Origin of the sequence: Bacillus alveayuensis (assembly GCA_030812955.1) — a bacterium.
GTDB lineage: Bacteria > Bacillota > Bacilli > Bacillales > Aeribacillaceae > Bacillus_CB > Bacillus_CB alveayuensis.
The window spans coordinates 891,589-911,505 of record JAUSTR010000001.1 but is presented as its reverse complement, the minus strand read 5'-3'; the positions used below and the strand labels follow the sequence as shown (position 1 = coordinate 911,505).

Annotated in this window: 19 protein-coding genes; 3 read left to right on the top strand and 16 right to left on the bottom strand. The window is 36.9% G+C overall.

Annotated features, from left to right (window positions below; translation table 11 throughout):
• From J2S06_RS04575 to yneA, 8 genes are all read right to left on the bottom strand, one after another.
• On the bottom strand, positions 1-366 hold the full coding sequence (locus J2S06_RS04575; protein WP_419151415.1) for a response regulator: 366 nt from the start codon (positions 364-366) through the stop codon (positions 1-3).
• A 45-nt stretch (positions 367-411) separates the two neighbouring features.
• Positions 412-1,119: a cytochrome c biogenesis CcdA family protein gene (locus J2S06_RS04570; RefSeq protein WP_044746932.1), complete on the bottom strand. Its 708-nt coding sequence runs from the start codon at positions 1,117-1,119 to the stop codon at positions 412-414.
• A gap of 368 nt (positions 1,120-1,487) precedes the next feature.
• A complete protein-coding gene (locus J2S06_RS04565) occupies positions 1,488-1,706 on the bottom strand; it encodes a YneF family protein (RefSeq protein WP_044746931.1) in 219 nt (72 codons plus the stop codon).
• 88 nt (positions 1,707-1,794) lie between these two features.
• Positions 1,795-2,241 (bottom strand): sporulation inhibitor of replication protein SirA, encoded by a 447-nt coding sequence (sirA, locus tag J2S06_RS04560; protein WP_419151414.1) that lies wholly within the window; start codon positions 2,239-2,241, stop codon positions 1,795-1,797.
• Positions 2,242-2,339: 98 nt separating this feature from the next.
• On the bottom strand, positions 2,340-4,349 hold the full coding sequence (gene tkt, locus J2S06_RS04555; protein WP_419151413.1) for a transketolase: 2,010 nt from the start codon (positions 4,347-4,349) through the stop codon (positions 2,340-2,342).
• A gap of 137 nt (positions 4,350-4,486) precedes the next feature.
• Complete coding sequence (locus tag J2S06_RS04550) at positions 4,487-4,717, bottom strand: DUF896 domain-containing protein (RefSeq protein WP_419151412.1); 231 nt, start codon at positions 4,715-4,717, stop codon at positions 4,487-4,489.
• A 65-nt stretch (positions 4,718-4,782) separates the two neighbouring features.
• Positions 4,783-5,445 (bottom strand): YneB family resolvase-like protein, encoded by a 663-nt coding sequence (locus tag J2S06_RS04545; protein WP_419151411.1) that lies wholly within the window; start codon positions 5,443-5,445, stop codon positions 4,783-4,785.
• A 19-nt stretch (positions 5,446-5,464) separates the two neighbouring features.
• Positions 5,465-5,779 carry a cell division suppressor protein YneA gene (gene yneA / locus J2S06_RS04540; protein ID WP_419151410.1) on the bottom strand — a complete coding sequence of 105 codons (315 nt, stop codon included), beginning with the start codon at positions 5,777-5,779 and terminating at the stop codon, positions 5,465-5,467.
• Positions 5,780-5,931: 152 nt separating this feature from the next.
• Here yneA and lexA point away from each other — a divergent pair, with 152 nt between their 5' ends.
• Complete coding sequence (gene lexA / locus J2S06_RS04535) at positions 5,932-6,555, top strand: transcriptional repressor LexA (protein ID WP_044746925.1); 624 nt, start codon at positions 5,932-5,934, stop codon at positions 6,553-6,555.
• Between the two features lie 109 nt (positions 6,556-6,664).
• Here lexA and J2S06_RS04530 read toward each other — a convergent pair whose 3' ends face one another.
• The 6 genes from J2S06_RS04530 to J2S06_RS04505 form a co-directional block, all read right to left on the bottom strand.
• Positions 6,665-8,614: a TRAP transporter permease gene (locus J2S06_RS04530; RefSeq protein WP_419151409.1), complete on the bottom strand. Its 1,950-nt coding sequence runs from the start codon at positions 8,612-8,614 to the stop codon at positions 6,665-6,667.
• On the bottom strand, positions 8,602-9,120 hold the full coding sequence (locus tag J2S06_RS04525; RefSeq protein ID WP_419151408.1) for a DUF1850 domain-containing protein: 519 nt from the start codon (positions 9,118-9,120) through the stop codon (positions 8,602-8,604). Before J2S06_RS04525 ends, J2S06_RS04530 begins: the two co-directional genes overlap by 13 nt.
• The gene (locus J2S06_RS04520) at positions 9,121-10,146 is read right to left on the bottom strand and encodes a TAXI family TRAP transporter solute-binding subunit (RefSeq protein WP_419151407.1); all 1,026 of its coding nucleotides are present in this window, start codon (positions 10,144-10,146) and stop codon (positions 9,121-9,123) included. It lies immediately after the preceding gene.
• A gap of 184 nt (positions 10,147-10,330) precedes the next feature.
• Positions 10,331-11,698, bottom strand: a complete 1,368-nt coding sequence (locus tag J2S06_RS04515; protein WP_419151406.1) for a sigma-54-dependent transcriptional regulator — start codon at positions 11,696-11,698, stop codon at positions 10,331-10,333.
• Positions 11,695-13,662 carry a transporter substrate-binding domain-containing protein gene (locus tag J2S06_RS04510; RefSeq protein ID WP_419151405.1) on the bottom strand — a complete coding sequence of 656 codons (1,968 nt, stop codon included), beginning with the start codon at positions 13,660-13,662 and terminating at the stop codon, positions 11,695-11,697. The genes J2S06_RS04515 and J2S06_RS04510 overlap by 4 nt, the downstream gene beginning before the upstream one ends.
• A gap of 225 nt (positions 13,663-13,887) precedes the next feature.
• Complete coding sequence (locus J2S06_RS04505) at positions 13,888-15,414, bottom strand: NAD(P)H-hydrate dehydratase (protein ID WP_419151404.1); 1,527 nt, start codon at positions 15,412-15,414, stop codon at positions 13,888-13,890.
• A 244-nt stretch (positions 15,415-15,658) separates the two neighbouring features.
• On the opposite strand from J2S06_RS04505, the gene purU reads away from it, so the two are divergent.
• A complete protein-coding gene (purU, locus tag J2S06_RS04500) occupies positions 15,659-16,558 on the top strand; it encodes a formyltetrahydrofolate deformylase (RefSeq protein ID WP_419151403.1) in 900 nt (299 codons plus the stop codon).
• Positions 16,559-16,874: 316 nt separating this feature from the next.
• Positions 16,875-17,222 (top strand): four-helix bundle copper-binding protein, encoded by a 348-nt coding sequence (locus tag J2S06_RS04495; protein WP_419151402.1) that lies wholly within the window; start codon positions 16,875-16,877, stop codon positions 17,220-17,222.
• Between the two features lie 57 nt (positions 17,223-17,279).
• On the opposite strand, the gene copZ is transcribed toward J2S06_RS04495, so the two are convergent.
• Positions 17,280-17,483 carry a copper chaperone CopZ gene (gene copZ / locus J2S06_RS04490; protein ID WP_419151401.1) on the bottom strand — a complete coding sequence of 68 codons (204 nt, stop codon included), beginning with the start codon at positions 17,481-17,483 and terminating at the stop codon, positions 17,280-17,282.
• Positions 17,484-17,515: 32 nt separating this feature from the next.
• On the bottom strand, positions 17,516-19,912 hold the full coding sequence (locus J2S06_RS04485) for a heavy metal translocating P-type ATPase (protein WP_419151400.1): 2,397 nt from the start codon (positions 19,910-19,912) through the stop codon (positions 17,516-17,518).
• Positions 19,913-19,917 lie beyond the last annotated feature (5 nt).

Genomic DNA, 19,917 nt, shown 5'->3' with positions numbered 1-19,917 from the left:
TTAATTATTGTTTAATACATGCTTAACAGCTTGCAACACCCTCATTTCATCAAATGGTTTGACAAGAAAATCTTTCGCACCTGCTTCAATGGCTTCAAAAACAACTCGTTGTTGACCAATAGCGGAACACATAATAATCTTCGCATCAGGATCTTCATTCCGTATTTCTTTCATAGCATCGATACCACTCATTTCCGGCATCGTAATATCCATAATGACAAGATCTGGACGCATTTTTTTATAGAGCCGAACAGCTTCCAAACCATTTTTTGCTTCCCCAACGACTGAATAATGACCGTTTGACAATATTTTCTTTAACGTTTCCCGCAAAAATTTTGCATCATCCACGATTAAAATACGAGACACTTTCTTTCCTCCCAATTCCCTCACAAAACTACTTTAAACAATTGTTTAAAAACCTGTAAAGCCCCCAAATAAATTCGTAAAGAATATGATAATTTTCGTGAGCCAATCAAAAAACAACATAACTCCCATAATGATCATGATAACTCCACCAATTTTCATAATCATCACATTATGCTTTTTAATCCAATTGATTTTACCTATGAAAAAGGACAAGATAAAAAACGGTATGGCAAAACCTAATGTATAGGCAATCATATATATTATACCAGATCCTGGATTGGACGTCGCAAGTAAAATAACGGAGGCTAAAATAGGTCCGGTACATGGGGTCCATCCAGCAGCAAAAGCCATTCCGATTAAAATTGATCCTAATAATCCAGCAGGGCGATTTTGAAATTCAAATCGTCTTTCTTTCATTAAAACATCTGGGGTAAATACTCCTAAAATGACGAGACCGAAAAAAACAATTAAAATCGCACCAATTTGGCGGATCAAATCTTGATAATTTAAAAATAAATTCCCGATAAAAGATGTTCCAAATCCAATCGCAATAAATATAACGGAAAAACCTAATAAAAAAAATAGAGTATGCAGCAAACTTCGCTTTTGGATCCGTGCATTTTCAGATTTTAATTCATTGATTGACATACCCGTTATATATGATAAAAAAGCCGGATACAATGGTAAACAACAAGGAGAAATAAAAGATAATAATCCTGCCCCAAAGGCTAAAAAAATGTTTATATCACTCATAAGAACACTCCCTTTCACTCCTTTTCACGATTGTAACAGCAAAAAGAACATGAAATGATTATATCATATGACATCTTTTTAACAATTTTATAAAACTTTCTTAAGTAAATTCAAAAATATAGAATAACAATAAAATCTTCGTCATTATAAAGAAAGAAAACCCGGACAGGCCGAGTCTTTAAGGTGGATTAAAACCCTTTTCAAACTTTTCCGTTGATAATAATTTGCGACTATGTCGATTAAACTTTTTTGTTAAAGCTTTAAGAAAAGACACGCAGTGTGCGTGTCTTATAACAAATCCATTTCTACAAAAATAGAACCTCAAAATGAAAAAGGAATGAAAAGTTCCCATCTTCAACATTCTAAAATTATTTTAATTGATTGTTCATCGCTTTCATCATTTGGTTGATTTTCTTTTGCGACGGCTTCATGCCCATTTGCATCATCATCATTTTCAGCATTTGTTCGTTAATAGGCGGGTTTTTCTTTAAATAATTCATCATATATTTTCGAGCGATAAAAAAACCTAACGCTACTCCAACAAGTAGTGCTAGAATAGCGATGACAATCGCTAACCAAAGTTCCATTAAATTTTTCCTCCTTCATGTTGTCAACCTATTCAGTAAACTTGACCATCTGTTATTATACTATATTTCCACGTGAATTTCTGCTAAATTAAACAAAATTTCTTTTCTTTATCGGATTTAACCAACCATATTGCTCATTTTGAAAGTCCATTGCTAGGAAGCAGGAATTAAATTTTCTTAATATTTCAAAAAATACAGTCTCTGCTTCATAACTACCAGATGAGGTAATTTCTATATGTCGATCTTTTAATAATAATGTTGCATTTCCGCGTTTATTCGATAAATAAATTTTATGGATAGACGAAACATGCTGATAGTCTTCCCGTTTAGACAAAAAAGTTTTCATCCATTCATCTAAATAAATGACAGGAATCGTTTTTGTTACATACTCTACTTGCTGTTTTAACACGTGATAAACATGATGGTCGCTGCTTGTCCAAATATAATCTTGAAATAAGCGAAAGATCTTAAATTCACGACCGAAAAAATGATTAGCGAACTCCTCTTTAATTAAATAAAGATAAAAGTGCCTCATACATTTCCACCTCATTACGTTCTGTTTTCAATCATTATATAATTTTTGACCGGAAAGATTTGTCTGATGATGGAAAAATGAGGCACTAATTTTGTCGATTATCGCTGATTGATTAAAGCTTTCACTTTTTGAACAACATTTTCTATCGTAAATCCATATTCTTTCATTATTTTTTCGCCAGGGGCTGAAGCTCCGAATGTATTAATAGCGATGACTTCTCCTTCTTCTCCAACATAACGCTCCCAACCAAGAGGGGAAGCCATTTCGATCGCTAAACGTTTTTTCACATTCTTTGGCAGCACATGGTCCTTATATTCTTGAGGTTGTTTTTCAAATAGGTCCCAAGAAGGCATGCTAATAACAGAAACATAAATACCTTCGCTTTCAAGCGTCTGTTGAGCCTTTACCGCTAATCCAACTTCTGATCCTGAAGCTAACAATAAGGCGTCTGCTTTTTCTGCTTTCGCAGGTGAGACGATATAAGCTCCCTTTTTAACACCTGTTTCAGCTAGATTCGCTGTTTCTTTTAAAGTTTCTAAATTTTGACGAGTTAATACTAAAGCTGTCGGAGTTGATTTCGATTGTAATGCTTGCTTCCAAGCAGCTCTTGTTTCGTTACCGTCTGCTGGACGTATGACGGATAAGTTAGGCATCGCTCTTAATGATGGAAGCTGTTCGATTGGCTCATGTGTCGGACCGTCTTCTCCGACCGCAATACTATCATGAGTAAAGACGTAAGTAACGGGCAAGTTCATTAAAGCTGCCAGACGAATGGCTGGGCGTAAATAATCAGAGAATACGAAAAACGTTCCAGCAAACACACGTAAACCACCATGCAGTGCCATGCCGTTTAATGCTGCTCCCATCGCAAATTCCCGAACTCCAAACCAAATATTTCTTCCGTTATAATGTTGCGATGAAAAATCTTCTTCCCCCTTAATGGTCGTTTTGTTTGATCCTGCTAAGTCAGCTGAACCACCAAAGAAATAAGGGACCTTTTTGGCAATCGCATTAATCATTTCTCCTGATGATGAACGAGTGGCAATCGCTTTTCCTACTTCATAAGTTGGCATGTCTACATCCCAATCGCTAGGTAGCTCCCCTGAGATGGCTTTCTTTAGTTCAAGCGCAAGCTCAGGAAATTCTTTTTTATAGTTTGCAAATAAGTCGTTCCATTCTTTTTCTTTCTTTTTACCTGCTTCTTTAACTACTTCAGAAAAGTGGTCATAAACTTCTTGCGGCACATAAAAATCTTCTTCAAATGTCCAAGAATAAGCTTGTTTTGTTAATGTTAATTCCTCTTTTCCTAATGGTGAACCGTGAATACTAGAAGTTCCTGCCTTATTAGGAGAACCGAATCCAATTGTCGTCTTGACTTCTATTAATGTCGGACGATCGAGTTCTGCTTTTGCTTTTTCAATCGCTTTTGAAATTTCTTCAACATTGTTTCCATCTTCCACGCGAAGTACTTGCCATCCCATTGCGTCAAAGCGTTTTTGCACATTTTCAGAAAATGACTTATGTAGGTCTCCATCTAATGAAATATCATTGGAATCATAAAGAACAATTAAACGTCCTAATTTTAAATGACCGGCAAGGGAAGCTGCTTCATAAGAAATGCCTTCCATTAAATCACCATCACCACAAATGGCATAAGTGTAATGATCCACAATGTTAAATGATTCTCTATTATATATAGAAGCTAAATGTCGTTCAGCCATTGCCATCCCTACAGCCATCGCTATACCTTGTCCTAATGGACCAGTTGTTGCATCAACTCCTGGAGTATGGCCATATTCAGGATGTCCGGGGGTTTTACTTCCCCATTGGCGGAAAGATTGAATATCTTCCATCGTCACATCATATCCTGATAGATGCAGCAAACTATAAAGAAGCATGGAACCATGACCAGCGGACAATACAAACCGATCACGATTAAACCAATTTGGGTTTTCGGGATTGTGGTTCATATACTTTGTCCACAATGCATATGCCATCGGAGCTGCCCCCATTGGCATACCAGGATGACCGGAGTTTGCTTTTTCAATTGCATCAATGGAAAGAGTGCGTATCGTTGTGATCGCTAAATCTTGTATTGAGTTTGTCAACATCATCCATCCTTTCTCATTATCAAGTACCCATTATTTTATCATAGCTCTTTACTCGAAACATATAATATTTTTAAAATTTTCCTTCAAATCACTGTTTCTACAATAAAAAAAGGAATACTTTAGTATTCCCTCTTTTAATGTAAACGATTATTTTTTAATGTTTTCAATTTTTGAGGTGTTACATCATTCCCGTTGGGGTCAACGATTGTCACATTTAATAATGTATTTTTCAACGAAGAACGGAATACCTGTAAATACTCTTTTCTTAATCGCTGTTGCTCTTCTTTTTCTGCATCCGTTAATCCTTCTTTTTTTGCTTTTCTAGATAATTCATTAATTCTAGCAATTAACTCATCTGAAATCATCGCATTTAACTCCTTATTCTCTCATGTGTTATTATCGTACGAAATTCCATAAAGAATTTCAACCATTATGATTGATGCTGCTTGTTCTCATTTTCCCGTAAATATTCTTGATAGCGTCTATGCACAGTCGCTTTTGATACATCGTAACCAAACCCTTTTAACGTAGCAGCAATCTCAAGAAAGGTTAAATTATTTTTTCGTAATCGTACAATTTCTTCAATCGGCACCACCTTCTTTTCTTTTCCAGAAGGAATGTGCTGATTTTTTAAATTTTTTTCAGGTTTAAAACCATTTTGAACAGCCCTTTTCATTCCGCGTTTAATTTTCAAATTATGTATTTTTCGCTGATATTCCTCCACAATACTAACAATTTCTAATACCATAGAATCTGCTTCGGAAAGTTCGAGTTCACCTTTATGGCTGATCGTATAAATTTTAACACCTTCTTTTAAAATGCAGTGCAAGAGGGCTATTTTTGCATTTCCTCTGCCAATTCTCGTTTCATCTTGAATTAAGATCGCATCAGGCTTCAACGTTTTCATATCATCTAATAATTGAAAGACGCCTTCTCGATCGATCTCATATCCACTTGCCTGCTCCTCTATAATTCGAACTACTTCCATTCCATTTTCAGCTGCAAGCTTCATTAGCTCTTCTTTTTGCCTTTTTAAAGATGTTTCTTGTTCTTCTTTTGTTGTACTTACCCGACAATAGATGATTGCTTTCACGGTCAATCCCCTTACCTAATCACTTTTCTTTAGCTAACAAATGATTATTATATAACATCTTTTTTTCGATGGGAATGACGACAGTGTCACCGGGCTTCAATGTTAAATTTGTAAGGTCATTATTTTCTTCTACCCATTTGATAAATTCGATTTTATCTAAACCGTAAACGGATTCATACTGCTCAGCTATGTTCCAAATACTCTCTCCTTCATGTATAGTTACTTCGATATAATTGGATAAATCCTGTCGTTCCCCTGTGTATGATAAGGCTAAAACTCCTAATAATGTGACAAAAAAGAAGCTGATGATGTAAACAAATGAAAATTTCTCCATTTGATCCCCTCCACAGAAACATATGTTCGCTTATTTTGAATTCAGTATAATACGAACAAACGTTTCTGTCAACTCATTTTTCGAACTTATGTTTGTATAAATTAGAAAATCATGCTATAATCAACATATATTATGAGACCGAGGTGCATTTTATGACAAAGCTTTCAAAAAGACAGCAAGAAATTTTAAATTTTATAAAAGAGGAAGTAAGAAAAAAAGGATATCCACCATCTGTTCGTGAAATTGGAGAAGCAGTGGGGCTTGCTTCTAGTTCAACTGTACATGGGCATTTGTCTAGACTTGAAAGTAAAGGTCTTATTCGACGGGATCCAACAAAACCTAGAGCCATTGAAATTCTTGAAGACGATCTAACTGCCCACATACCGAAAAGCGATGTTGTCAACGTTCCTGTTATCGGGAAAGTAACAGCGGGTTTGCCGATAACGGCTGTTGAAAATATTGAAGAATATTTTCCATTGCCTGAACGATTTGTCTCAAGTGATGATACGGTATTTATGCTTGAGATTATGGGAAATAGTATGATAGAAGCAGGAATTTTAGATGGTGATTACGTGATTGTTCGACAGCAACAGACCGCTCAAAACGGCGATATTGTTGTTGCTATGACCGAAGATGAAGAGGCTACTGTTAAGCGGTTTTTTAAAGAGAAGGATTACATTCGTTTGCAGCCTGAAAACTCTTCCATGGAGCCGATCATTTTAAAAAATGTAACGATATTGGGGAAAGTCATCGGAGTTTACCGGGCGATCCATTAAATTATCTTTATATACGCTGATAAAGGTCTAAATATCAAGAAAAGCCATGAATCCTAAGAACAGGATTCATGGCTTTTTATTTTATTTTCCTAAGCAATATTCTACATCTCTATTGGCTAACCGTGTTTTTCGTTGAATTCGCAGATGGCTTCATAAACTGGCTAATGACAATGACTAAAAGCAAACTTAAACCTATAATATCCGTAAACGTTTCTGGAATAATTAAAGTAATGGCAGCAGTACCAGCCAAAAGTCTTAAAAGCCATGATAAATTGGTTTTGAAATATCCTTCTAAAGCAGCTGAAAGACTAATAACTCCTAAAATAGAAGTTATGGATACCCAAACAATATCAAGAATATTGTCGCTCATTAAAATGAGTTCAGGCGAATAGGCAAATACGTACGGAACGATAAATCCTGCCGCTGCAAGACGAAGTGCTTGTAGCCCTGTTTTGTTCGGATTTCCATCTGCAATTCCTGCAGCTGCAAACGCCGCTAAAGCAACGGGTGGTGTAATATTGGCTAGTATTCCAAAGTAAAAGACAAACATATGAGAAACGAATGCCGGAACTCCCATTTGCAATAATGCAGGAGCTGCCATTGATGAAGTAATAATATATGTTGGAATTGAAGGCAAACCCATACCCATTACAATACAGGCTACCATTGTAAAGAACAAGGTAAGGAAAAGACTACCTTGACCAAGAATTAAAATCGATTGTGTTAATTTACCGCCGAGTCCTGTTAAAGTCGTGACTCCGACGATGATTCCAACCATTGCGCATGACATCGCTACTCCAAGAGCAGAGCGAACACCATTTTCCATCGCTTCTAAAATGTCTTTTATTCCCATTCTTGTTGTCTTATTTATTTGGCTAACGACAACGGACAAAACAATCGCTACTAATGCGGAGAAAATCGGAGTTTTACCAGAAAAAAGCAAATATATTAAAACAATTATCGGAATTAGTAAATGCCCTTGGTTTTTTAAAATATTTTTTACACTTGGAAGCTCTTCCTTAGGTAAACCTGTAAAGCCTCTACGTTTTGCTCGAAAATGTACGATTAAAATAACTCCTAAATAGTACAATATAGCTGGCATAATGGCTGCTAAAGCAATTTGCGAATATGGCATTCCGAGCGTTTCAGCCATAATAAAGGCAACGGCTCCCATGACTGGAGGAATTACCTGTCCACCTACTGAGGCAGCTGCTTCAACAGCACCGGCAAAATCTGGACGATAACCGACACGTTTCATCATTGGAATGGTGAATGCACCAGTCGTTACAACATTCGCTAATGCACTGCCGTTAATCGATCCTAAAAATCCACTAGAAAGCACGGCTACCTTTGCTGGTCCGCCAGATGTATGACCGGCAAGCCCTAACGAAATATCATTAAAAAATTTGCCCATTCCAGATGCATTTAAGAAAGAACCAAATAATATAAATAAAATGATATAGCTTGCTGAAACAGCAATCGCCGTACCGAATATTCCTTCAGTTGTTAAATACAAATAGCTTAATAGCTCATCTAACGGCTTTCCACTATGTTTAAAAATTCCGGGAAAGGAGCTGCCAAAATACGCATAAACAAGAAAAAGGACACATAAAATCGTTAATGCCCAACCTGTTATACGTCTGCCACCTTCTAAAACAAGCAAAATTAAAATGGCTGAAAAAATAAGATCAGCATTACTTGGAGAAAATATAAACATACGATTAATAATTCCTTCATAATCGATAAAAATATAAGCTGCTGTAGAAAGAGCTAATAATGCAAAAACAACATCATACCAAGGTACTTTTTTCCTTGAAGCTTTTCGATAGGAAGGGTATAGTAAAAAAACTAATGCCGTAATGACAGCTGTATGCAAAGCACGATTTCGCATTGCGTCTAAAAAAGGACTATATGCTGCAATAAGATGATACAGTGCTAAACCAATTGCTAGAATTGAAATAACCCATTTCCAAATTCCGCGATCAAACTGCCGAAACCTCGATTCAGCGTCAAACTTTTCAAGAATCTCTTCACTTTTATTATGATCTATTTTTTCCATATAGACACCTCCTTAAAGATTAAATGATAAAAATAAGCAAGTACTGACAACTCTTCATTTTGAATGACGACAGAAGTATTGTCTTCGACCCAATCGCACATTTTATACTTTTTCGAATGATCAATAATTCGATGATTGGCATAGCACGACACGCTAATGGTGAGTTGTTCGAAGGTTCGATTTTCAAATTCCTTCATGACAAACCAATCTTCATCTCGATAAAATACCTTCCCTTCATGTTCAGGTACTCCAGCTCCCCATGCTCTAAACCTTGATTCTATGAGCTTTATATTTCCATCATCTGTTATTTGAAAAGTTTCTCTCCATTGTTCTAATTCGACTGAATGCATCCACTGTATGGAAAAAACTCCGTTATTGGGATGAAAAGACCATATAAGTTCACCCGTCCGTTGATGACGGATTGTAACAACGGACAGGTGAATCCATGATAAGATCGATGTGATGATCATGATCATGAGTAGTAAAATCGAAATCCTTTTAACCAATTACTCTAACACACCTTGTTCCTTAAAGTATTTTTCTGCACCAGGGTGTAATGGGAGTGGAAGTCCTTTTGTTGCTTCCTCAAGTAAAATGTCTTCTGCCGCATTGTGTGTGTCCCGCAATACTTGAATTTGTTCAAATAATTGTTTTGTTAACTCATAAACTTCATCATCGCTCATATCAGCATGTGTAATTAACAAGTTTTTTATTGTCGCTGTTTCAATTTCTTTAGTTTGGCCTTCATATGTCCCACTTGGAATCGTTGAAGAAACAAAGGCTGGATATTCTTCTTGTAGTTTCGTCACAATATCTTTAGGTATATTGACGATGACAATGTCGTTTGTTGTCGCAAGTTCCATAATACCTGCATTTGGAATACCAGAAGAAAGAATAGCAGCATCAATTACACCATTTTTGATTCCCTCAACACCTTCCTGAAATGAAAGGAAATCCTCCTCAATATCATCATAAGTTAGGCCAGCAGCTTCTAAAACACGTCTAGCCATGATTTCTGTACCGCTACCAGGTGCACCAACCGCAACCTTTTTCCCTTTCAAATCTTCTATAGATTGAATACCACTTTCTTTAAGTGCAACAATTTGCATATAGTTAGAATAAAGTGCCGACACAGCACGTAAGTTTTTTAAAGCTCCTGTTTTTTCAAAAGTATCGACGCCATTATATGCATCCGAGATCGCATCAGCCATCGCAAAACCGATCTCTGCTTTTTTTTGCGCAATTTTGGCAGCGTTTACAGCTGAAGCGCCAGTTGTTTCTACACTAGCCTGTGCACCAACATTGTTATAAACTTTAGCTAATGCATTTCCTAATGGAAAATAAACACCAGATGTTCCACCCGTTAAAATGGTTAATACTTTTCCATCAAGCGGATTTCCACTTGAAGTTTCTGAGCTTTTGTTTGGCTCTTCTCCTTTTGAATCTGAACCTCCTTCTGACGATTGGCTGCTACATCCGATTACACCAAATGTAAGTACAGCAACGATAAGAAATAATAACATCTTTTTCATCGTTCTTCCCCCTTTTTTGTTTATTCGTCAATAAATCTAGCAAATATTATGCCAATTTAAAATTTTTTCAATAATTATTTTTTGCAGAAAAATAGCTGCATTTGTAGCCATTTGTCTATTGTTGTGAAAAAAATTCCTTATATAAAAGGGGAAAAACTTTCCGCACCGGAAAGTTTTTCCCTTTTTAATGTTTAGAACGATATTCCTTTAATTTGTTTCTTAAACTTCTCTCACTAATTCCTAGGACGGCGGCTGTGTTTTTTCTATGACCTCCGTAATACTCTAACGTTTTTAAAATCGTCTTCTTCTCTATTTCTTTTAATGTTGACCCTATTGGAAAAACAATGTAATCTCCATCCTCCTTTTGAACATTAGCTTCTGAATGATTATGTTTTAAAAACGGCGGTAAGTCTTCAAAATCAATCGTATGATTTTGAGAAAGGGCTACTGCATATTCTATAATGTTAGATAATTCCCTTACATTTCCTGGATAATCGTACTCGTAAAGAAATTTTGTTACGGATCGAGATAATTGCTTGATCGGCTTATTCATTCTTTGGCTATTTTTCTCCAGAAAATGTTGGATAAATAATGGTAAATCTTCTTTTCTTTCCCTTAATGGTGGAAGATGGATCGGGATAACATTTAATCTAAAATACAAATCTTCACGGTATTGTCCTTTTTGCACCATTTCAAAAAGATTTCGATTCGTTGCGGATACTATGCGAAAATTGATCTTGATTTTTTTGTTCGTACCAAGTGGTGTTACTTCACGTTCTTGAATTACACGTAAAATTTTTGCTTGTAAAGACAGTGGTAATTCCCCGATTTCGTCTAAAAATAAGGTTCCTCCATCTGCCGAAACAAATTTTCCAACTTTATCATGGACAGCACCGGTAAATGTTCCTTTTCGATAGCCGAACAATTCACTTTCTAATAAATTTTCAGGAATTGCGGCACAGTTAACGACCTCAAACGGTCCATTTTTTCGATTTCCAAGTTCATGAATCGTACGGGCCACCAACTCTTTTCCTGTCCCGCTCTCTCCAGTAATCAAAACATTAGAATCTATATCTTTTACCTTCTCAATTAAATGGTATACATTTTCCATCTTCTTGCTTTTTCCGATCATTCGTCCATACCCATTTTTTTCATCCAATGATTGATGAAGGCGATGAACTTCTTTCTTTAAACTTTCATATTCAAACGCTTTTTGTATTAAAAGAAAAAGCTGTTCCATATTAATCGGCTTTGTAATATAATAGTAGGCTCCTTCTTTCATCGCCTTAACAGAAGATTCTATTGTACTGTATGCCGTCATCATAATCACATTGATCGCTTGATCAATCGATTTGATTTCTTTTAAAATTTCCATGCCATCGATGTCTTTTAAACGTAAATCTAGTAATACTAGATCAATTTCTTGATTTTTTATTATGGAAATTCCTTCATTTGGATCCGTTGTCGTAAAAACTTTGTAATGATCCTCTAACGCAAATTGCAATGAACTGCAAATGGATTTTTCGTCATCTATTACTAAAATACTGTTCACGATTCTCCCTCCTTTTCAATCGAACGAGGTAGGATGATTTGAATCGTCGTCCCTTTTCCATAAAGGCTTTCCATTTCGATATCACCGCCGTTTTCTTTAACTAGCTTTAACGATATCGTCATACCGAGACCTACCCCAGTCGGTTTTGTCGTAAAAAAAGGATCGTAGCATTTTTCAATTTCTTGTTTCGTCATTCCACGCCCTGTGTCCTCAATTTGAATAGTCGTAAACTTTTCGTTCGGAAAAGCACTTATTTTTAGTCGTTTTATTTCCTGTTCCTTCATCGCATCAATCGCATTTAAAATCATGTTCACTAGCACTTGCTTTAATTGCTGCTTATCTGCATAAATTGTTAGCTCCTCATCAACATTTATGGAAAAATCAATGTTTTCCTTTCTTAACGTGGGTTCAAATAAAATAAAAATCGAATTAAGCCATTCTTTTACGATACATAACTCTTTTTTTGGAGCTTTCGGACGAGAATAATCCAGCAAATCTTCAATTATTTGATTTAAACGATTAATTTCAGAAGGAACATGCTCTTTTATTGCTTCACGAAAAGAAGGATTGTCATACTTGATAGGTAGCAATTCGACAAATGTTTTAATAGACGTGAGCGGATTTCTGATTTCATGGGCAATCCCTGCGCTCAATTGCCCAATTGCTCTCATTTTTTCTTGAATGACAAGCTTTTCGTGAAGCTTTTTTTCTTCTGTCCGATTTTCAAAAATAAGCAAAAACCCTGTTTTTTCATTATTGATGTTCAGTAGTGGACGTAAATGATAATACATAAAGTAAGCCTTTCCATTTTGAGTGAACTCTACTTCCCCAGATATTTGTTCTTCTCTTTCATTCACATAGTTTTGAAAAGCTTCCTTTATGATGGAATGATTCTGCCATTCTTCGTCCGTTAAAAGCACGCTTTTGGCTTCTTTATTCATCGATGTTACATGCCAATTGACATCAAATGTTACGATGCCATTTGGGACATTATTCAATATCTGCTCCTTAAAAGCACCTTGATTGGCCATTTCTTTTTGGCTCTGTTCTAATCGCTGATACGCTTCCTTTAACGCTTTCGTTTGTTTCATTACTTCTTTCTTTAAGCGTTTATTCCATACGAATCCCATGATTAAAATCATCCCGGCACCCGCAAGAATCGAAATTAACAGATGAACAATGGACTTCATTTGTTGAAGCATTTTTGAATTTGCTTCATTAAACCATTTATTATAAATGTCATTATAAGTTCCGTTCGCTCTTATCGTTAAAAGCCCATGATTAATTTCTTTTATAAGATCGGTATTTCCCCCTTGCACGGCTACTGCATAATCGGCAGGTTGAATCGGATCATCAATGATTTTATATTCTGTTTCTTTTCCATGTTTCTCTAAATAATATTGAGCAGTCCATTTATTTCCTATAAAAGCATCGGCTCTGCCCATCATTAAAAGCTCTAATGCATCTAATTGATTTTCGGCGATATTCATATGTACTCTTCTCACATCTTTCAATAAATTGAAGGCAACATGGTTCCTTTGAATAGCGACTAATTTGCCTTTTAAATCTGTTAAATATTTAATTTCGTCTTGATCTTTTGGAACGACAATTGATTCGGAAATCGTAAAATAGTATTCAGAAAAATCAAATCGTTCATCTCGTTCGGCCGTATATTTCATCCCAATGACTGCATCAATTTTCCCACTCTTTAATACTTCCATGGATTGAGATAAATCCATTGGAATATATTCAACCTGCATACCTTGTGCCTTGGCAATGGCGTTAAATAAGTCAATACTAAATCCTTCAAGCTTCCCTTGTTCATTTATATACGAAAAGGGTGGTAGTGAGTCGTCTCCTGCGACTCGAAGCACTTGTTCTTTCGCCTCAACATTTTCATCTATATAACAGTATAAAAAAACAGTTAAAAAAACAATCATCCCAATCATTCTTCTTATGAACATCGTGAATCCCTTTCAATTTCTACAATTATATACATGATATTGTCATCAATATATTTCGAAATAATCTTTTTATTTTAGGCTCTTTTCTGCTTTACAACCTTAGCTATTCAACTGTCCAGGCAAGCGAAACGCTTGCTTTAGGCTGGTTTTCGTAAAGTCAATAACATGAAAAAATATTCCCTTCACCCTATCCTTTCGTCCTGAACTATAAACATTCGTTCTCATTTAATTTTTATATAAATGGTTAAGTGTTTCCGGAAGAGCTTCGATGACATCCGTTGCTAGTATATCCATTTCAGAATGGCCATTCTTAATGAGATGATCTGCTGCTTTTCCATGTATATATACAGCATTATTAATAGCGTCTCGAAGATTTTCATGCTGCATGATAAAAGATAGTATCATTCCCGTTAATACATCGCCACTTCCACCTTTTGCCAATCCAGGGTTTCCCGTTGTATTTACGTATTGCTTCCCATCTGCGGTAGTGACAATCGTAAATGGACCTTTCAACACAAGGTAGCAGCCGTATTCCATGGCAAATTGTTTCGATATTTTAAAGCGGTTACTTTCGATTTCGTGAATAGAAGCATCGATCATCCGAGCCATTTCACCTGGATGTGGGGTTACAATGGTTGCTTCCTTTCGATCTTTTATGATGGAATCATAATCCTTCCAGAAATATAAGGCATCTGCATCAATCACAACCGGAACAGGTAGATCGAGCGCTGCTTCAACGATCTTTTTGATCTGGTCTTTTCTTCCTATACCAGGACCTACAGCAATCGCTTTAACATCATATTGGTTTATATCGATTTCACCGGAGAAATAGCCATCCTTTGATAAACATGGGTAATACATCACTTCAGGAAAATATGTAGCAACAACTGAATAGATGTCATTAGGAATGGCCATTGTCAATAAGCCAGCACCACTTTTTAAAGCTGCTTTTGCGGTCATGACAACAGCACCGGTCATATTCAGTGAACCACCAATGACAAGACCCTTTCCATAAGTTCCTTTATGGGAAGAACGTTTTCTAGTTGGCAGCGTATTTTGAACATCATCTTCACTCCACAATCGGCGATATTCGGCATTTTTTTCTACTGAAATTGGTGGAATTCCGATGTCAACAACGTGCAATTCACCAAAAAAATCAGCTGTTGGAAATACGTATGCACCTAGCTTCGGATATTGAATCGTAATTGTCACATCCGCCTTTATTGCTTCTGCCACATGGCCTCCGTCAGCTGAAATACCGCTTGGAAGGTCAATGGAATATACAGTAAGTTTATTTATTTCGTTAACTTTTGCAATGATTTCTTTGAATGGGGAACGCAATGTACCCTTTGTACCAATTCCCAGCAAAGCATCGATAATGACGTCATATTGATTCAATTGTTCCATAAACATCTGTTCATTTCCTATGTAATGCTTAACTTCATAGCCGCAATTTTCAAAAATCTGTAATGATTTTTTAGCTGCACCTTTTACTTTTTCTTTTTGGGGAATCAACCATAAATCGGTTGCATATTGATAGCTTTTTAGTATTCGCGCAATGACAATGCCATCCCCGCCATTGTTCCCGGAACCGGCCAGAACAGCGATGCGCTCATTTGGTTGAATTCGCTCCAATAAAACACGTGCTACTGATTGTCCAGCATTTTCCATTAATGACTCTTCACTCATGCCAATTTGTTCGATCGTGTATCGATCAATTGCGTACATTTCAGAAGATGATACAATGTGCATGACGAACACCTCACAAATATTCATTCCTATTTTAGCTTAACACGTTTTTTATTAAATTTTTTATAATTAAAAATATTAATGTAGTCAATGTGCAGGAGTCAAATTTTATTTAAACCTAGAAAACAGCCTTTCATAAAATGTTTAAGGCGGAAAAAACGACCGCCATTAGCTTATTGACAATCAAGTTAACAATTAGTATCCTTAATAAATAATTTTTAGAATACAAATGGTTGGAGGAAAGATTATGCTGCAGACGATAAACGCCAACTATGAAACATTTTTACAGCAATTTAAGGATCGTGCGCGATTGCTCATCACTTGTCCTGACCAGCAAGGTATTGTTGCTAAAGTATCTAAATTTCTTTACGAACACGGGGCAAACATTGTGCAATCCGATCAATATTCAACAGACCCGGCAGGTGGAACGTTTTTTATGCGTGTGGAATTTGATTTGCCGGACATTGTGATGAAGAAAGAGGAACTTGAAAAAGATTTTCATCATATCGCAAACTCATTTCAGATGAAATGGAAATTTTCTTATATGAGCCATGTGAAACGGATGGCTATTTTTGTTTCCAAACAAGATCATTGCCTTCTAGACTTACTTTGGCGCTATCAATCTGGTGATTTTCTTTGTGAGATTCCACTTGTCATTAGCAACCATCCTGATTTACAAAAAACGGTGGAGTCGCTAGGAATTCCATATTATTTCATACCTGTAAATAAAGAAAATAAACGAGAGGCAGAGCAAAAACAGTTAGAGCTGCTACAAAAATATCAAATTGATTTCGTTGTTTTAGCACGCTACATGCAAATTTTATCACCAGAATTTATCCGCCATTATCAATACAATATCATTAATATACATCATTCCTTTTTGCCGGCATTTGTAGGGGCAAGACCATATGAACGGGCATATGACAGAGGCGTTAAAATTATCGGGGCCACTTCCCATTATGTTACAGAAAATTTGGATGAAGGCCCAATTATTGAACAAGGCGTCAAAGAAGTGAACCACCGCTACAATGTCGAAGATTTAAAAAGAGTTGGAAGGACGATTGAACGCGACGTGCTTGCCCGTGCTGTTCAACTGCATTTGGAAGACCGTGTCATTGTTTATGAAAATAAAACAATTGTTTTTTAATAACACAATTGATTCACGGCGAAGGGATCATCTTATTTTTCAACCTTATAATCAATGATTTCAATGCAGGGCTTAGACCAGTAAGGTTTGAGCTTTTTTTTTGGATCAAGCTGTATAGCACCATGCTTTGGTAACAAAAGTAAAATAAATGATGATAAGTTGGACTTACACCAAACAAGAATGATACAGAAAATGCACCTGAATAAAGGCTTTTCGAAGTAAATAATAGTGGCTGTCCTTTACTCATATTTCCAGTTTATTTTTTTTATAATTTAAAAAAATAAAAATGAATTCAAATCAAAGGAGTGAATAATATATGGAAATGGTTATTAATTCATCTATTCAACAATTTCAACCGTGTATTGATGCTTGTAACAAATGTATGCAAGCTTGTGAAGAATGCCTGACTTCATGTTTAAAAGAGGCTGATGTGCAAGCCAGATCTCATTGTATCAACATACTTCGGGACTGTGCGGACATTTGTGCTATGGCATCCCAATGGATGTCCCGTGGAAGCATATATGCTAAGCAGTTTTGCCAACTTTGTGCAACGATTTGTGACGCATGTGCTACGGAGTGTGCGAAATTCCAAGACGCCCACTGCCAAGCTTGTGCAGATTTTTGTCGTGAGTGCGCAGTTGAATGCCGTAAAATATCATTATAATACTATTGTAGGGGTGTTAAAAAAGTGATCACTTTTTTAACACCCCCTTTATGTTACTTAATTAACATCGTAACCTTGCTCTTCAATCGCTTCTTTGAGCTTTTCTACACTTACCTTCGTTTCATCATAATCTACATCCACAGTACCTTTTTGCAAATGTACTTCTACATTTTTTACACCGTCTAACTCTTTAAGAGCATTTGTCACCGCCATTTTGCAGTGGCCACAAGTCATTCCTTGTACTTGTAATGTAATTGCCATTTTCCATTTCCTCCTTAAAATATTTTTTCTTTTTATATTTTCACGCGTTTCAAACGAAGCGCGTTTGTCACAACAGACACCGAACTGAATGCCATTGCAGCTCCGGCAATCCAAGGTTCTAATAATCCAGCGGCAGCTACAGGAATGCCAGTACTGTTATAGAACAATGCCCAAAACAGGTTTTGCCGAATGTTTTTCATTGTTTTGCGACTTAACTCAATCGCTTTCGGGATATGCGCTAAATCTCCGCCGACCAAGGTAACATCGGCCGTTTCAATAGCGACATCTGCTCCTGTGCCGATAGCCATGCCAATATCCGCTTTCGCAAGAGCTGGCGCATCATTAATGCCATCACCGATCATCGCTACTCGCTTCCCACGTTTTTGCAACTCCTCTACAATTTTTGCTTTGTCTTCAGGAAGTACCTCAGCGTAGACATGATCAATATGAACTTCCTTAGCAATCGCTTCAGCAGTCCGTTTGTTGTCTCCTGTTACCATGTATACTTCAATACCCAAATGTTTTAACGTTTGAATCGCGGATTTTGAGCTTTCTTTTACCGTATCCGCAACAGCGATGATGCCAGCAAGCTGTTTATCAATGGCAACAAGCATGGCAGTTTTCCCTTGTTTTTCAAGATCTATCATTTTTTCTTCATGCATGGAAATCTCTACAGATCGTTCTTTCATCAGTTTTCGCGTTCCAACAAGGACGTTTTTTCCATCAATGACAGCTTCAATTCCATGACCAGTAATGGCGGAGAAATGCTTCAGTGGCTTTACAGAAATCGCTCGTTTCTTTCCATATTCCACAATCGCATGAGCCAATGGATGTTCAGAAGCACTCTCGGCTGAAACAGCATAGTCAAGCATGTCTTCTTGGAACTTAAGCACATCAGTTACTTCTGGTTTTCCTTTAGTAACTGTTCCTGTTTTATCAAGTAATACGGCATTAATCTTATGTGTACCCTCTAAATATTCACCTCCTTTAAAGAGGATTCCCTTTTCTGCCCCTTTACCTGTACCGACCATAATGGATGTCGGTGTAGCAAGACCAAGTGCACAAGGACATGCAATGACAAGAACGGCGATTGCAACCTCAAGCGCCTTTGGTAAGTCACCAGGTGCAACAAATAAGTACCATATCATGAATGCAACTACAGCAATTCCTACAACAATTGGTACGAAGATACCCGAGATGACATCAGCCATACGCTGAATAGGAGCTTTAGAGCCTTGTGCCTCTTCGACAATTTTAATGATATTGGCAAGTGCTGTATCTTTCCCGACCTTTTCTGCTCGAATGGTTAATACACCATTTTTGTTAATGGTTGCACCGATGACAGAGTCTCCTTCCTTCTTATCAATAGGAATGGATTCACCGGTAATCATCGATTCGTCTACAGAGGATACTCCAGCGATAACGGTACCGTCTACAGGGATTTTTTCTCCCGGCTTGACGAGTATCGTATCACCGATCACCACCTCCTCTAGCGGAACTTTTATTTCTTCCCCATTACGGATGACAGTCGCTTCTTTGGCTTGAAGATTCAACAGCTTAGAGATGGCTTCTGTAGTTCGCCCTTTCGCTAATGTTTCAAAATATTTTCCAACAAGTACAAGTGTAATCAGCACGGCACTTGTTTCAAAATACAATCTTGGCAAATATTCCGGATTTACTAATGTTTTGAAAGCTTCATACAAGCTGTAAAAATAGGCTGCCGATGTTCCAAGCGCTACTAACACATCCATGTTGGCACTCCTGTTTCTCAATGCCCGATATGCACCTACATAAAAGGGACCACCGATGTAAAACTGAACGGGTGTAGCCAAAAGAAGCTGAAACCACGGATTCATCAACATGCGCGGCATCGGTATGCCAATATCTAACGGCATATGACCAATCATCGTATAAAGCAAAGGCAGTGATAAAATGATCGAAATGGCGAGTTGCTGTTTTTTTTGTTTAAGCAACTCTTCTTTTCGACCTGCATGATCTTGTTCTTCATTTCGGATTTGCCCCTTGTACCCAAGCTTATTGATTTTCTCTAAAATATCTTCTATAGATGTGATGCCTTCATTGTATTCTACAACCGCACTGTTTGTCGCCAAGTTGACTGTAGCACTTGTCACACCTTCCATATGATTTAACCCTTTTTCAATTCGTGTCGCACACGCCGCACATGTCATACCATCAATATTTAGCTTCACCTTTTCCGTTATAACGCCATATCCTAAATTCTCAATTTGCTTTTGGAAATCTGCTATGCTTTGTTTCGATGGATCATATTGAATCGTTGCTTTTTCCATCGCCAAATTGACATTCGCTTCTACCCCATCCATTTTATTCAACACTTTCTCAATACGATTAGAACAAGCGGCACACGTCATTCCAGACACTTTCAATGTCACATGCTTTTGTTCGCTCATCTATC

Coding starts and splice junctions, on each gene's coding strand:
- copZ (WP_419151401.1), bottom strand. CDS start 17,483: ATGGCAATTACATTACAAGTACAAGGAATGACTTGTGGCCACTGCAAA.
- lexA (WP_044746925.1), top strand. CDS start 5,932: ATGACAAAGCTTTCAAAAAGACAGCAAGAAATTTTAAATTTTATAAAA.
- J2S06_RS04570 (WP_044746932.1), bottom strand. CDS start 1,119: ATGAGTGATATAAACATTTTTTTAGCCTTTGGGGCAGGATTATTATCT.
- J2S06_RS04520 (WP_419151407.1), bottom strand. CDS start 10,146: ATGAAAAAGATGTTATTATTTCTTATCGTTGCTGTACTTACATTTGGT.
- J2S06_RS04510 (WP_419151405.1), bottom strand. CDS start 13,662: ATGTTCATAAGAAGAATGATTGGGATGATTGTTTTTTTAACTGTTTTT.
- J2S06_RS04565 (WP_044746931.1), bottom strand. CDS start 1,706: ATGGAACTTTGGTTAGCGATTGTCATCGCTATTCTAGCACTACTTGTT.
- J2S06_RS04530 (WP_419151409.1), bottom strand. CDS start 8,614: ATGGAAAAAATAGATCATAATAAAAGTGAAGAGATTCTTGAAAAGTTT.
- sirA (WP_419151414.1), bottom strand. CDS start 2,241: ATGAGGCACTTTTATCTTTATTTAATTAAAGAGGAGTTCGCTAATCAT.
- J2S06_RS04495 (WP_419151402.1), top strand. CDS start 16,875: ATGGAAATGGTTATTAATTCATCTATTCAACAATTTCAACCGTGTATT.
- purU (WP_419151403.1), top strand. CDS start 15,659: ATGCTGCAGACGATAAACGCCAACTATGAAACATTTTTACAGCAATTT.
- J2S06_RS04485 (WP_419151400.1), bottom strand. CDS start 19,912: ATGAGCGAACAAAAGCATGTGACATTGAAAGTGTCTGGAATGACGTGT.
- J2S06_RS04505 (WP_419151404.1), bottom strand. CDS start 15,414: ATGCACATTGTATCATCTTCTGAAATGTACGCAATTGATCGATACACG.
- yneA (WP_419151410.1), bottom strand. CDS start 5,779: ATGGAGAAATTTTCATTTGTTTACATCATCAGCTTCTTTTTTGTCACA.
- J2S06_RS04550 (WP_419151412.1), bottom strand. CDS start 4,717: ATGATTTCAGATGAGTTAATTGCTAGAATTAATGAATTATCTAGAAAA.